This window comes from Pseudoalteromonas piscicida (assembly GCF_002208135.1).
GTDB lineage: Bacteria > Pseudomonadota > Gammaproteobacteria > Enterobacterales > Alteromonadaceae > Pseudoalteromonas > Pseudoalteromonas piscicida_A.
The window spans coordinates 581,692-596,757 of the sequence record NZ_CP021647.1 but is presented as its reverse complement, the minus strand read 5'-3'; the positions used below and the strand labels follow the sequence as shown (position 1 = coordinate 596,757).

The 15,066-nt window shown below is 43.5% G+C and carries 10 protein-coding genes and 1 pseudogene; 5 read left to right on the top strand and 6 right to left on the bottom strand.

Annotation, left to right across the window (positions count from 1 at the left end; genetic code table 11):
- Positions 1-58 precede the first annotated feature (58 nt).
- Positions 59-1,977, bottom strand: a pseudogene (locus B1L02_RS21110) (alkaline phosphatase PhoX).
- A gap of 196 nt (positions 1,978-2,173) precedes the next feature.
- Positions 2,174-2,710 carry a lipocalin family protein gene (locus B1L02_RS21105; RefSeq protein WP_088532729.1) on the bottom strand — a complete coding sequence of 179 codons (537 nt, stop codon included), beginning with the start codon at positions 2,708-2,710 and terminating at the stop codon, positions 2,174-2,176.
- Positions 2,711-2,885: 175 nt separating this feature from the next.
- On the opposite strand from B1L02_RS21105, the gene B1L02_RS21100 reads away from it, so the two are divergent.
- Positions 2,886-3,425 (top strand): DUF6942 family protein, encoded by a 540-nt coding sequence (locus tag B1L02_RS21100; RefSeq protein ID WP_088532728.1) that lies wholly within the window; start codon positions 2,886-2,888, stop codon positions 3,423-3,425.
- A 309-nt stretch (positions 3,426-3,734) separates the two neighbouring features.
- Here B1L02_RS21100 and B1L02_RS21095 read toward each other — a convergent pair whose 3' ends face one another.
- The 4 genes from B1L02_RS21095 to B1L02_RS21080 all read right to left on the bottom strand — a co-directional run bounded on the left by B1L02_RS21095 (position 3,735) and on the right by B1L02_RS21080 (position 9,592).
- Complete coding sequence (locus B1L02_RS21095) at positions 3,735-4,397, bottom strand: class I SAM-dependent methyltransferase (protein ID WP_088532727.1); 663 nt, start codon at positions 4,395-4,397, stop codon at positions 3,735-3,737.
- 10 nt (positions 4,398-4,407) lie between these two features.
- Positions 4,408-8,067: an SbcC/MukB-like Walker B domain-containing protein gene (locus B1L02_RS21090; RefSeq protein ID WP_088532726.1), complete on the bottom strand. Its 3,660-nt coding sequence runs from the start codon at positions 8,065-8,067 to the stop codon at positions 4,408-4,410.
- Between the two features lie 4 nt (positions 8,068-8,071).
- Positions 8,072-9,271, bottom strand: coding sequence for an exonuclease SbcCD subunit D (locus B1L02_RS21085; protein WP_088532725.1), 1,200 nt, complete (start codon positions 9,269-9,271; stop codon positions 8,072-8,074).
- 81 nt (positions 9,272-9,352) lie between these two features.
- Positions 9,353-9,592: a hypothetical protein gene (locus tag B1L02_RS21080; protein WP_088532724.1), complete on the bottom strand. Its 240-nt coding sequence runs from the start codon at positions 9,590-9,592 to the stop codon at positions 9,353-9,355.
- A 460-nt stretch (positions 9,593-10,052) separates the two neighbouring features.
- Here B1L02_RS21080 and B1L02_RS21075 point away from each other — a divergent pair, with 460 nt between their 5' ends.
- The 4 genes from B1L02_RS21075 to B1L02_RS21055 all read left to right on the top strand — a co-directional run bounded on the left by B1L02_RS21075 (position 10,053) and on the right by B1L02_RS21055 (position 15,050).
- The gene (locus tag B1L02_RS21075; RefSeq protein WP_088532723.1) at positions 10,053-12,476 is read left to right on the top strand and encodes a M1 family metallopeptidase; all 2,424 of its coding nucleotides are present in this window, start codon (positions 10,053-10,055) and stop codon (positions 12,474-12,476) included.
- Entirely contained in the window at positions 12,476-12,964 is a 489-nt protein-coding gene (locus B1L02_RS21070) for a DUF6702 family protein (protein ID WP_088532722.1), read from the top strand. Before B1L02_RS21075 ends, B1L02_RS21070 begins: the two co-directional genes overlap by 1 nt.
- Before the next feature lie 110 nt (positions 12,965-13,074).
- Positions 13,075-13,962, top strand: coding sequence for a hypothetical protein (locus B1L02_RS21065; RefSeq protein ID WP_088532721.1), 888 nt, complete (start codon positions 13,075-13,077; stop codon positions 13,960-13,962).
- A gap of 494 nt (positions 13,963-14,456) precedes the next feature.
- Positions 14,457-15,050 carry a 1-acyl-sn-glycerol-3-phosphate acyltransferase gene (locus B1L02_RS21055; protein ID WP_088532719.1) on the top strand — a complete coding sequence of 198 codons (594 nt, stop codon included), beginning with the start codon at positions 14,457-14,459 and terminating at the stop codon, positions 15,048-15,050.
- Positions 15,051-15,066 lie beyond the last annotated feature (16 nt).

Genomic DNA, 15,066 nt, shown 5'->3' with positions numbered 1-15,066 from the left:
CTCCAAAATTTTGCTAAAAAAAAGCAGCGCACCATGAAGTGCGCTGCTACTTGCTTAATTATTTTGCTTTAGGGTCATAAAGCCAAAGCGTGTTGTTTTCTTGGAAACCATCTTCACCAATAATGATGCGACCATCTTCCATAACGATTACGTTATCAGGCTGTGAAAGCTGATTGACGTCACAACGCTCAGCGCCAGTCAGTGAAGAGCGGTAAGTTGCACCCATAACAACTGGCTCAATGCGAGTTAGGTTATAGTTGTTATCGATATGTGCACGGTATACACCACCACAATCTTTAACACGCGCAGAAAGCTGCATGTCACCTTTGCCATCAATCATGGTGTTGTCGATATCAGAGATACCAATATACATATAGGCTTTGTCTACCACCTCACCCGCAACAACGTCTTGACCAGTTACTGCTTCAAGTACGCGGTTATGGTTGATGCTTAAGCCTTCCAGTTTACGCCATTCAGCTGTTGCCCCTTTTTGACGCGCTGCTTGACGAGACTCTAGGAAAATTGCACGGTTGTCCATAGGCTTGCCGGCTGTTACCTTACCACCGCCGTTTTCAACCGTTGGGTAAGTCGCAGCGCCTTCAGCCCATGCTTTTACGTCAGCAACTGATAGATAGCTTGTTTGACCTTCAACATAGTCAGTTTCATTGATGCCATCATATTCAGCCACCCAAGTTTCAATCTGTGCATTACTGCCACGACCAAGCTCAACCCAGCTAATGTCAAAGCCAGTTACAGCCGGATCGGTAAGACCTGCATCTTGAGTTAGTTTTGCTGCGTACAAGGTACCTGCACTCAGGTCTTCCGGTTGATCTGCAACAAATTTAAATAGTACGCCACCGGTATCATCTTGTGATGAATAAACAGTACGACGGTCCGGCATTACAACTGAGTTTTCATGCTCATAACGACCAATTGTGAAGTGTTTCACAACATCAGGCGTTTCGGTCGTAGGATTTTTGATTTCTGCAATGTAACCGTAGCGATAAGGGTTAGGGAAATCAGGTGCCATTAGCGCTTCCATTGTGTCGTTACCTGTTTCAGCAGGGTTATTCCACTCTGGATCTTGTGTAGTATCAACTGCCGACCAGACAATCCATTCTTCCGAAGTCAGCGGTGTGCCCCACGGCGATACTGAACCAAAACAGTTAGCTGCGGTGCCTTTAACACCGTCGAAGTCTACCATCATTGCTTCTTCAATTGACCATTTACCCGTTGCCGCTTTGCTCATTTTCAAACGACTTACACCACCTGGGTACGCTTCCCAGTTTGTGAATAGGTAACCTGTGTCTGCGTCTACAGGGATATAACCATTGAAATCAGGGTTATCATTTTTAATAATTTCTTCGCCGGTTGAGATGCTGTAGTGCACACCCAAACCACCTGCTAAACCTTTAGCGCCTAGGTTTGCAAATGTATCGCCTGTTTGGCCCAGAATTTGATATTGACCAATCGCAGAAATCACGGTTTGTTGTTCCATGGTCGAAGCAGGAACTGGCGCGCTTGGAATATTTGCAGGTAGATTATTGAAGTTCACACCCGTTAGTACACCGACAGTACCTGTATTGAAAGGCTTGCTGTTAAACTTATCAGTCGCTGTGTTTGTGTCATTAGGGTGCTGAACATTGAAGAACAAGTCCCCCCTTCAGAGAGAAATAGACCAGTTACCTCAGCGCCAGCTGGTACTGTTGCGATGCGAACAAGGCCAGGTACACTGTAACTACCATCTCGACCATTTTGACCGTCTTGTCCATTCTGACCATCCTGCCCGTCAGTGCCATTTTGTCCGTTTGTACCGTCAGCACCATCAGTGCCGTTTGTTCCATTAGTACCATTTTGGCCAGCAGTGCCCTGCTCACCTTGAGGACCCGCAGGACCTTGTTCTCCATCGTCACCATCACAGGCTGTAAGTGCCATTGCAACTGCCGCTGCAATTAAAGAATATGCTACACGCTTCATAAGTTACTCCAGTTCCTAAGTATTGTTTTTTGTAAAGCGTGCAACAGTGTGAAGTGTTCCTGTTACAGTTGACTGAATGATTTATTAACCATTTCCTACAGGAATAAGACACTTATACTCAACTCACATACAGCCTCCCTTCTGTTAATATGTTAAAGTACCCATGAAAGGAACTTAAGTGTAAAGGGGGTTTACACTATTCTTTTTGAACGGTTTCGTGCCTCATATAGATAAGTTCATTGGTGTTAAAACCATATTGTTCAGACATGGTTTTAAACTTGTTCATTACGGTATCGGACACTTTAGGCACTCTAGAAAGCAACCAAAGGTAATCACGATTGTAGCTGGTAACAAATGCATACTGGTAATCTTCATCCAACTCGAATACCACATAACTGCCATAAAACGGACCAAAAAATGACACTTTTAAATGCGCTATTTCGTCGTTTGCAACAAACTTGGCTTTGCCAACCGCTTCTTTCCACTCACCTTCCTCTGTTACATATCCCTTATTTACGACTTTAATTGAACCGTCGGGATTTTGGCTATAAGTCGCGGTAACGTTTTGCATCCCTCTTTCAAATGAATGATCTAATCTTGCGATTTCATACCAAGTGCCTGTATAGCGCTCTACATTAAAATCTTTAACCGGTTTAATGCCATCAGGAAGACCTGTGCATGCTGAAACTGCAAGCACTAAAATCACCGTGTAAAATAACTGTCGTACTTTCATATAAGTTCTCCATGTTCCATCTTAGTGTCATACGTAGTAACCAAGCGCTAAGATTAACAATAGTTCAAGTAGTAAGAATAAAAATAAATTCAGGCCCTTACCATGCCAATTTCACCTTATTTATTTTAGACTTACGTGTAATGCTAATTATATAAGTAGATCGAAGCAAAGCGCGATGAACACAGCACAGAGCAAAAAAATACTAACTCATGGTTTGGGTGCAACAGCGGGCAAAGTTGCGTTTTATATTGAGCACCCACCAAGCTTAGAACCTTATAACAATTTGATGCAAGTCAGTGCGTTAGCCAATGGAGAGATCGAACATATTAATACTCACTGCGGAAACGGTTGGCGGAAAATCTTCAATGTTTTTGCCAAGTTTTTATTTGCGGCAAAGCTGCCAGATCACGATATTACTAACTATCCAACTTGGCAGTCATATCGTGATAGCGCGTTACTTCAAGCTTCAAGTCAAGAAGCTCTGCTCTTCTCAACGCCTGATTTTTCAGCAAAAACATACGATTGGCATATTATCGCAGGGCGAACATACGCAAAATCATTACTTAGAGATCAGATTTTTACTAACAATCTAATCTGGCTGGATAATGAGTTTGCCGTTGACTTTAACTTACGCCTTGTCATTTCCCCATTTTTGGATTATCGCCAACTTAGTAATATAAAAATCAATAAGTTAGTGGATATAATAAGACAATGAGTAGATCCTAAGTAGCAACTGAACTGTATGCCAGTTCATAGATAGATCAGTATTTTACTAAGTAAAATACTGATCTACTGCCCGCTGTATAGTCTTTGAGATCAGAATTTTACTAACTTTTTAGAAGTAATTGATTTGAGATTTAGATAAAGCTTGGTGACGCCAGCGGCGGAGCAGCAATTGACTTGGTATAGATCGCTATTTTACTAACTTAATGCAAGCTACTTTGAAAGAGTAAGAAAGGAAAAGCCAAACCCGAATATGGTCTGGCTTATTTATCCGAAGCTCAGGTTATTTAGATAAAAGCTATTACTTATCTACCACAAAGCCCGCAAATCCAAGGGCTTTAAAGAAAGGTTTAGCAATGCCAAAACCTGCGCTGTCTAGCAGCTCTGCAAGGCGGATTTTATCCACGGGGTAAAACTCATGCTCTAAATTCACCCTCATACGCTGCTCACCAACATCAGTCAGCCCAAGTTGTTTGCAAACGATTAACTGCGCTTCACGTTCAAAGTTTGTCGCAGGTTTCTCTAAGTCAGCAATAAAAAGACGCCCATCCGACTTTAGCTGCTCACTCATTTGTTTAAACAAGCTTGCTTTATCGCCGTTATCTTTTACAAAGTGCATCACCAGCAAGCACAGTACTGCATCCGCTTGATAGGCCTGAGGTGAAATCGCGCCATGATGGATCTGCACACGCTCCTGTAGGCCTAACTTAGTAAAATGCTGATCTGCAATTGCCAACATATCAGCAGATACATCTTGCGCTATAAACCGCCAACTCGGGTTTAGCTGAGCAAGCTCTACAATTTCCTTGCCTGTCCCTGCCCCCACAACCAAAATGGTCGCGCTATCTGGGTAAAGTGCTAAAAGTTGTGCCCCGGTAAGTTGGTGAATTAACGCATATCCTGGTACAAGCTTTGTGATTCTTGAGTCATAGTTTTGGGCTTCTTCGCCCGTAAAAGTCGGCATCCAAATTTCCTCATGTTTGTGGTACTAAATTTAAAGATGAGTAGCCTCCCGGCTGTTTATTCACATGGATACGGGTGGCGATCCGCTCGCTCATCTGAGCGACATGTGAGATAACTCCAACCTTGCGGCCTTGTGATTGCAACGCGTCCAAAGCATCAATCGCGACACCCAGCGTCTCGGGGTCTAACGTACCAAAGCCTTCATCAATGAATAATGAATGTATTTGCACTTTATTTGATGAAAGCGCGGCAAGTCCAAGCGCTAAAGATAATGATACTAAGAAGGACTCCCCTCCAGATAAGGTGTTGACGCTGCGTTGTTCGTCCGCCATGTCTTTATCTATGACCGCAATTTCTAAAGACTGCTCAATATTAGTAAGCAGATAGCGTCTAGAAAGCGTATGCAATTGCTGATTAGCATACTGCAATAAGATTTTTAACGTTTGCGTTTGCGCCCAATTACGCAGCTTCTTGCCTGTTGCATCACCTAACAGCTTATCTAGCAAATGCCATTGCTCGTAGTCTTGTTGCAGCTGAGCGAGGTTTGCCGCTTGCAAAGAGAACTGTTTTTTATTCTGAGCATCTACCTCTAATGCGCTTTGTACTTGTAGCAATTGATTTTGAGTTTGCTCAAGTGCTTGCTCGGTTTCGGTATGACTTTGCTTAACTTGCTCACCATCGACCCCATCAGGATACTTTTTTTCAAGTTGGTTAAGCTCATCACGCTGATGACTCAGCTGTAGCTTTGTGTTTTGAAACGCTTGTTGAACTTGCGCACACTTCTCTAGATCCGCTCGAGCTTCATCCAGCGAAGCCTCAAGTAGCGCTAATACTTTTACCTTGTCTAACTGACCTTGCTGGTCGAGCAACCATTGTTCAAAGCGTTCGTCTAGTTGTTGCAAACGCGATGTTTGCTCGGCAATTTGCTTTTCTAACTGCGTCAGGCTGTGCTGTGCTTTTTCACGCTGTGCTTCGGTTTGGCTCAGCGCCAGCTGGGTTTGTGTGATCTGCTCTCGGCTTTGTTGCTCTTGCTGCTTAAGCTCAGTAATCCAATCATCTAATCTGGTATGCTGCTGTGGTAAGTATTCGGCGCGTTCGCGATTGAGGTGTTCAATATTCTGTTGGTGTTGTAAAAGCGTATGTTTTAATTCTTCAAGCCGTTGCGCCTCATCTTGTTTTTGTTGACTGACAAGATGTAATTGATGCTCAAGCTGAACTTTATCCTTCGCTAACGCATCGGTACGCTCGGTGGTTTTTAACCAAGTTTGCACTCGCATTTTAAGTTGGCTTATGGCAGTTTGAGGAGATGAATCAAATTCTTGCCACCACGATTTGTCGGAAATTAACGCTTCAAGTCGACAGCGTAAGGCATCCACTGTTTGTGATAGCTGATCATATTCGGTTCGCAAAAAGGCAATATGATTACCTAAATCATGGTGCTGCTGCTGAAGTGCCTGTCCTTTATGTTTAGCCTGCTCAAGATGTTGCTGTGCTTGCTGAACCGATTGCCACTGACGGTCAATATTATTGCGTAACGTTGATAATTCATTTAGCCGTGACTGAATACTCACGAGTTGCATTTCAGCTTGCTCGGCGCTGCCAACTTTATACTCATCACTCAACGCATCTAGTCGAGCACGATTCTCATTTATTTGCTTAGTACAGTGAGCAATCTCCTGACTGACGGACTGCCATAGTGCATTTTCACGCTCTTTTTCACCGACTTGTTGATTATAACGCTGCAACACTTGTTCACGAGCTTGCTCAGCAGCTTGATACTGAGACCGAAAATCCGATAGTAGCTGTTCCCAGTGGACATCGATGTGCTCCACACCATAAGGATGTTCTTTTGAGCCACACACCATGCATTCTTGCCCTGCCCGCAGTTGAGAGCGTAAATCGCTGATCCGCTCACTTGCGCGTAACTGCACTTGCTCCAAATTATCACGAGTTAGGGCTAGGCGCTGCTTAGACAACTCGTCTTGCTGTTTGGTATCGCGGATCAGCATCTCAAGTCTTTCCAAGCCAATATGATGTTGCGTTTGTTGCGATCGTAACTGATGAAGCAAGGCATCACCTTCTTCGATGCTACGGTAGGCTTGCACGCATAGAGACCAGTTCTGCAATGCCAAATTTAGGTCTTGTTGAGTCAAAGGTGCTAGTGCTTTTTTTAACGCTGAGAGCGCGCTGGCTTCGGTGTCGTATACCTTTTGTAGTTGCTGTACCTCAGTCTCATGTTTGCTCAGTTGTATACCTAGCGCTTGCTGTTCGTTCGGTAATTTTTGCAACTGGACTTCATGCTCATTGCGTTGTTGTTGGTACTTTTTCAGATCATCGAATTGAGGCTGAACCACGCTCCATTGGGCGGCAATATTGCTAACTGAGCGCAAGCTCGCTTGCTCATGCTCCAGCTGCTGTAACTCAGTATCTATTTCACCTTGTTGCACTTGGTACTTCTGTATCGCAGCCGCATGTTGTGCAATTAGGTTCGCGTGTTTATCGAGATAAGGCTGAGTTTCGATTGCTTGTGCTTTGTGTAGGCTCAGCTTTTCATCCAATATACGAATGGTGTTAAAGCTTGGCTCTAACTTTACAAAATCAGCTTGCTGCGTAATGAGCTGCTGTTCCAGTTGCTGCTGTTTTGCTTTTAGCGTTGTAATGGCGGATGCAAAATCTTGTTGCTGCAGTGCTAGTCGATCTTGAGATAGCTGCGCAACGCGTTTTTCAGCCAGTTCATGCTGCTCACGGTTATCACGCATCTCGTTGGCTTTTAAGACTTGCTGCGCATATTCCTGCTGCGGTTTTCCCTCTTCTATTTGCTGCTCAAGCGTTTGCAGCGTGTGTTCCACCTCAGCTATTTTTTGTTTTCTCAGTTCGACATCCGCGAGCCATTGCAGCTGAGCTTGCAGCTTTGTGCTTGTCTCTTGTTGTCGATTTCTTGTATCAAGCAATCCCAACTTTTGTGCTTCAAGTTCGGCTTGCTGCTCTGGTGACAAAAGCACAATTTGACCTAGCTTATCCTGCTGAGATTGCAGCTCGATTTTCTTTTGCTTGTGCGCTTCATAAACCGCCTTGCCGATATTACTGAACTTTTCAGTGCCCGTAAGACATTCGAGTAACTGTGCTCGCTCATCTCCGCCTGCTTTTAAAAATGCGGAGAACTCATGCTGAGCAAGTAACACGGCCCGAGTAAACTGTTCAAAGTTAAGCCCGACTAGCTGTTCGATTTTTTGTTCTGTTTCTTTTTTCTTCTCACAGACCAGCGTCATATCAGGTAGACTAAATAACTCTATTGTAGCGGTTTTCAAATTACCTTTAGGGCTCTTTCTCGCACGCTCTACCGACCAGGTAGCTTGATAACGCTTGCTATCTTGAGCAATAAAAACCACGCTCGCAGATGCCGCAACACAGCCCCGACGCAACAAGTTTCGCGGATCGTTTAGCTTAATGTTATCGCCATTAAAGGCTACTTTCTCTTTGTCGTCCGATTTTAACCGTGCGGTTTTGCCAAAAAATGCAAGGCAAACTGCATCCAGTAAAGTGCTTTTTCCTGCCCCTGTATCGCCGGTAATAGCATAGAGACCGGTGTCTTTGAGTGGTGCCGCAGTAAAGTCGACTTCGGCACTTTCTATAGAGGCAAGGTTGGTAATTAATATTTTTTCAAGTTTCATCGCACTATTCCTCCATGCTCGCGATCACTTCCGCTAACTTTTCATGCAATGCCGCTGGTGCCTTTTCCTGCTCAGGTTCAATCTCGCGATAAGCAATATCCAACAAGGTGTTGGGCGATAACGATTCGACCTTACCCAAATCTTCAAGCAACAGCTCGCTTGCTTCTACGCCTTTAGACACCCGCTCGATACCACAAAACTTAATATCCTTTCCTTTTAGCGCTTCATCAATCTCAGCACGAAAGCGGCTATTAGTCTCTGCTGCGGATAGTTTTAAGCGAATATAGGGAGCGCTATCGAACTTGCTAAAATCCTGCGCCGCGATAGCTTCGCATAATTCAGTCAAGCGCTTTGCGCCATCTTCAGGGATATATAGCACATCTTTGAAGCGAGGAACGTAAAGGGGGTTTACATCGACAAGACCTTGTTCATTAAATTCAACGAGCAATACCTGATGTTTATAATTGCGTTCGGAAAATGACATCGGCAAAGGTGTGCCGCAGTATCTGATAGCACTCTGCTTAGCTACAGTTTGCGCTTTATGTAAATGACCTAGCGCAACATAGTCAAACTGTTCGCCAAACACGCCTGCAGATACTGCATCAAAACCGCCAATATTGAGGTTACGCTCAGAATCTTCAGAAATCGTTCCCCCCTTGGCGTGCAGATGCCCCATTAGCACAATAGGGCCTTTCACTTCTTCTATCGTACTCAGCGCATGCTGATAAGCTAATTGCACCCCTGCTTGATAGTCAAACTCGTCATCTAGCGGTTTTGGTAAATCGGCACTGCGCAAAAATGGCATTGCCACAACATGCATATGCTGCGCTTTGACGGGCAAATCGATAACAACGTGTTCAGGCGCTTGCTTGTTAAAGCGACCAATAACATGGGTGTTGAATAGGGTTAAGAGTGGCTTTGCGGTTTCAATGCGATTAGCGGAATCGTGGTTGCCAGCAATCAGAATAATGTGCAGCTGAGGGCACAATTGAGATGCTTTTTGGATAAAGGTATACAGTTGTTTTTCAGCACTCGCGGGCGGTGTTGCGGTATGAAAAATATCACCGCTGATCAACAGTACATCGATTTTCTGTTCAACCAACGCATCACATAGCCAGTCTAAAAATAGCTGATGCTCTTCACTGCGATCATGTTCGTAAAACGATTGCCCTAAGTGCCAGTCAGACGTATGTAAAACCTTCATTTAGCGTTCCTTTTCCTGTAGAAACGCTAATATAACATCGTCAAGCAATATTCGTCTTGTGAATATTGACGCTTTAACAGCTTAGTGAGTCAGCTGCCACCAAGCAAAAATGATTACAGGTAATGCCAGTAAAAAGAATTTAGCAGGTAACTTGAAAACACGACTATGCTTATCTTGCACGCGTTTAATCGCCGACTTCTCGTTACAGGCAGCTACTTTATCAACATAAAAATAGCCGTCATCTAAATAATCTTTACAGTTTTGTTCGTCTGCAGGAATTGCAACAAACTTCTCTTGTTTTTTTAGTATGTAGAAATCCATACTGCCCACCACATTCGATTCGCTAAACGGGTATTTAGTACAGAGCAAAACTAACGCCAGTTTTACCCAGAGATTGTAAAGTGCGCGATTTTAAAGACAAACTTGGGTCAATATCAACAACTAATTTTGTTTTCTTTATTTATTTACAAAATGTAGACAATAACCCAGCAAAATACCTTTTTGGCATACAAATTAATTTTTCGAACCTCTGTATTTTTTCTATCAAAAACAATAGATTAAAAAGCACTCAAAACACGCTAATTTCAGTCGTGTCCAAATCTTGTTACTTTATCTCAAAACTTTGATTTATGTATTTTTATTTGTCAGTTTATTGACACGTAGAAGGTTTTATTTGTCTTCCTTTGCCGCCATGCAAATCCCCTCTACCCACTCCGAGCGAAAAACTGAAATAAAAATGTTTATCGGTCAATGTCTTGGCACGATAAAACGGGAAATAATAATGAAAAAGTCAACACCAGCCATACCTTTATTGGTTGCACTCGCGCTATCCGGTGTCGCACACGCTAGCGCCATTTCACAAACCAAAGGGCATTTTGAAGATAAGTTTCGCCAATTGGACGAAACCTTACCGACCCCAAATATCTACCGCAGCGCAGCCGGTGAGCCCACAGAGCGCTATTGGCAACAAAAGGTGGATTATGATATCGATGTAAACTTGGATGAGAAAGCCAGAAGATTAACCGCTACGCAAACCATACGATATAAAAATAACTCTCCTCACACGCTAAAATATTTGTGGTTGCAATTAGACCAAAATATCTTCAAAAATGATTCGATCGCTGAACGCACTGCAACTTTTGGGAACGAATTACAGAGTAACCCGGTTACAAAACATGCAAAAATTTCACTAAACCAACTCAGGCGTCAGCAGTTTATGGATGACACTGAACTTGGTTTTGTTATCAATAATGTCAAGGATGGTCGCGGTAAACCGCTTAAGATCACGATTGTTGATACCATGATGCGTGTTGACCTAAACGAACCGCTCAAATCAGGTAGCGATCTACAATTTAGTATGGACTTTGCCTTTAACATTGTTGAAGAAGATGCGGTTGGCGCACGTTCGGGTTATGAGCACTTTGAAAAAGATGGTAATGATATCTTTTTGCTCGCGCAATGGTTTCCTCGTCTAACGGCGTATACAGATTATGAAGCTTGGACCAATAAGGCGTTTCTTGGCAGTGGTGAATTCACGCTCGAGTTTGGTGACTACGACGTTGAAATCACAGTGCCGGCCGATCATATCGTTTCTGCAACGGGTGAGTTAGCTAACCCAAAGCAAGTACTGAGTAAAACCCAGCGTGACAGACTAGTGCAAGCAAAAATAGCGAAACGCCCGGTATTCGTCGTTACAGAAGAAGAAGCGCTAGAAAACGAAAAAGCCGGCACTGACGACACCAAAACGTGGCGCTTTAAGGCCAAAAATGTGCGCGATTTTGCGTGGGCTTCATCACGTAAGTTTATGTGGGATGCTAAAGGCTATCAACAAGGAGGAGACGATCAGCCTCTCGTGATGGCAATGTCATTTTTCCCCAAAGAAGGGGGAGACTTGTGGAAAAAGTACTCCACCGAAGCCGTTATTCATACCATGGAAGTCTATTCACGCTTCTCGTTTGATTACCCTTATCCAACCGCGCAATCGGTAAATGGTCCCGTTGGTGGAATGGAATATCCAATGATCACTTTCAATGGTCCTCGTACGAAATTACAAGATGATGGTTCTCGTACCTATTCACTGGCCGAGAAACGCTTCTTAATCGGCGTTGTTATTCACGAAGTAGGACACATCTATTTCCCCATGATAGTCAACTCAGACGAGCGCCAATGGACATGGATGGACGAGGGCCTCAATAGCTTTTTAGATGGCGTTGCCGGCCGCGAATGGGATCCCAGCATTCCTTGGGGTGTTGAACCAAGAGACGTTGCTGCCTATATGAAATCTGAAGATCAGTCTCCAATCATGACGCAATCAGACAGCGTATTGCACTTAGGTCCAAATGCCTACACCAAGCCTGCTGCTGCGCTTAATATTTTGCGCGAGGTTATCTTAGGTCGTGAGTTATTTGATTTTGCATTTAAAGAATATGCCCTACGCTGGAAATATAAACGCCCAACGCCTGCTGACTTCTTTAGAACAATGGAAGAAGCTTCTGGGGTCGATTTAGATTGGTTCTGGCGGGGTTGGTTTTACAGCACAGATCATGTCGATATATCGCTAGATAAAATCTATCAATTGCGTTTGGACACCAAAAACCCAGACATCGACTTTGGTCGCCTACGCGAGTTCGAAAAGAACAAGCCGATGCCACTATTCGTTAAACGCAATCAAGAAGAAGGGCGCACCCTTTGGATTGATAAAAATCAAGACGTAACGGACTTTTACGATAGCAATGACCAGTTTACGGTAACCAATGAAGAGCGAAATGAGTATCGTGAGTTTTTATCCGAGCTTAAATCTTGGGAAAAACGTACCCTTGAGCGCGCAGTAAAAGAAGACAAAAACTATTACGTGCTTAAGTTTAGTAATGTCGGCGGACTCGTGATGCCAATCTTACTTGAGCTCACTTACCGAGATGGTAGCAAAGAAGAACGCGTTATCCCTGCCGAGATTTGGCGCCGCAATGCCCGTAACGTCAGCAAGCTAATTATTACAGAGAAAGATAAGCCACTAGCGTCCGTGACCGTTGATCCGCGATGGGAAACTGCTGACGTTGATATCGAGAATAACCATTACCCAAGACGCATTATAGAATCTCGCCTAGAGCTCTATAAAAAGAAAGCGCGTGAAGGTAAAGTGTATCGCGATATCATGCAAGACGTGAAAGCCGAGCTAAAACCATTTGAAGAGAAAAAGGATAACTAATGAAAACCTGGCGCTTAGCCTGTTTACTGGTGCTGATTTCTCCGCTTTGTCAGGCGCACCAACTAAAAGCAGCGATCACCACGGTATTATTTAACGAACGCAGTGGTAATATTGAAATCATGCACAGATTCTATCTCCATGATACTGAGCATGCAGTAGAGAGCCTACTCAGCCAAAATGCCGACATATTTAATAATGCTGCTGATAGAGCGAGCTTTGCAGAATATGTCAGTAAGCGTGTTGAAATAAAAACAGGTGCTGGTGAGGTGCTGCCATTAAACTTGGTTGGTGCAGAAATCGATGGTCAATTCTTTTGGGTATACCAAGAAACACCGATTTTTTCACCCATAACTGAGCTTAAAATGCGCCACAGTGCACTCAGAGATGTATGGTCAGAGCAAATTAATTTAGTAAACTTTGAAGGCAAAGGAAAAGTAAGAACGTTGCACTTTGATGGCAATGACGATTGGCTGAGCGTCATATTTTAGGTTATCTAACTCGCTAAAATAAAAGGCACTTCGGTGCCTTTTTTACTTTATCAACTCACGTTCTGCGCTAGAGTTAAAGAATACTTCCTAATGAGCGATGAGGAAAAGGAATGATTGCCTCAATTAAGCTAGTCCTGATATTCATATTACTGACGTCATCTAGCGTCTGTGCAAGCGACCTGGTGCGCTATAATATTTCTAAAGAATTTGCAGACCCTAAGCAAGACTACTACATTGCGTTACTAAGACTTGCTCTAAATAAGAGCCGCGATAAATACGGCGCTTACCAACTCAGTGAAAATTCATTCGACCATACCCCCCAAGGACGCACCTTAGAAATATTGGAACAAGGAAAGCTTTTAGATGTTCACTGGAGTATGACGTCAATCAAACGGGAAAAGAGTTTAGCGACGGTATATGTGCCGTTACTAAAAGGGATGATGGGCGCGCGTTTATTTCTCATCCACAAAGATACCGAAGAAAAACTCTCTCTATTGAACTCACCCGCACAATTAATGAGTTTTACACTTGGCAGTGGTATCGACTGGCCCGATACCTCAATCTACGAAAAAAATGGCTTTGTTGTGGTCACTAGCATGGCTTCCTTGCTACCAAAGATGTTAGAAGAAAAGCGCTTTGAACTCTTCCCTCGCGCACTTCACGAACCGTGGACGGAGTTACAAAGCTTAGATAGCACAGTGGTAGAGTCTAGGTTCGCGTTTTGTTACCCCGCCGCGATGTATTTTTTCGTCAATAAAAACAATAGTCGACTCAAGGATCGTCTCACCTATGGTCTCAATAAAGCAATTGAAGACGGCTCGTTTGATAAACTGTTTTTCAATCATCCAATTACTCGTGAAGCCATTGCAAAAGCTAAATTTAAAGATAGGAAAGCACTAAAACTTCAAAACCCAAACTTAAGTGGCCATACAAGGGATATCCTGTTTAACCCCAAATATACTTGGCAACCTATCCATCAGTGCATATCGCCAAACTGATCAGAGTGGCAAGCTATTGAAACTTGAGTTATTAGGGCCTGTTTACCTTTGCTGTTTGATTTTTGTTCCCCTGAGTGTGTTTTGGTCGCGGCGCTCGACTTGCCGCCTAGTAATCTAAGCAAAAGTTGAGCAACAATGAACAAAGCGCACTCAGGTGAACCCGAAGGGCAGCGCTTGATTGGCATTTCTACTGTGTTATCGCCTGACTCACATAGAATAACTATGCTACGCAGACTCTGCCTTGTATAAATACCAATCAAACTGCTGCAAAAACAAACTTGAAAGATCAACAGGCCCTAGTTTTGGTTAATTAATCTGGGACTGGGATCCGCATAAGGGAGCTAACTTAGCTCAATCGCTCTTTTGTAGATTTTTCTGCCTAATCAGTAATTCATTTTATACTATGGCATCACACACCAGCGTTTGGTATATAGAACTTTCAGCTAAAATATATTCACCACCAATAAATAACAAAAACAAAGAAGGCCATTACCTTGATCAATGTTCCACCTAATATTCCGCGCTCGAACAGCCCTATTGGTCGAAAGCTTGGGAGCTTGATGCTTAAGATGATGGGATGGAAGATAGCTGGCAGCTTCCCAAGTGAAGACAAATTTGTAGCAGCCGTCGCACCGCATACGTCAAATTGGGACTTCTTTATCGCCATTGCGGTAAAACTTGCACTTGATGTTGAAATTCGTTTTCTAGGCAAGCACACCATTTTTATCCCACCATTTGACTGGTTATTACGCAAATGGGGTGGTATTCCGGTTAGGCGAGATATACCTCATGGTATGGTCACGCAGGTTCGCGATATCTTTGATGCCAACGACAAATTGATTTTGGGCTTAGCTCCAGAAGGAACACGTAAATACACCCCAGAGTGGAAAAAAGGCTTCGTCTACATCGCACAATCCGCTCAAGTACCCATTGTGCCTATGGCAATAGACTATCGCAGTAAAACTTTTGTTGTTATGCAAGCGATTGACAATACTGTGGAGCTCACGCCTGATCAGTTATTTGACCAAGTCAAACAACAATTTTCAAAACAAATGGCAAAATACCCTGAACACGCATCAGGAATGTAAATAAAAGATTCAACTA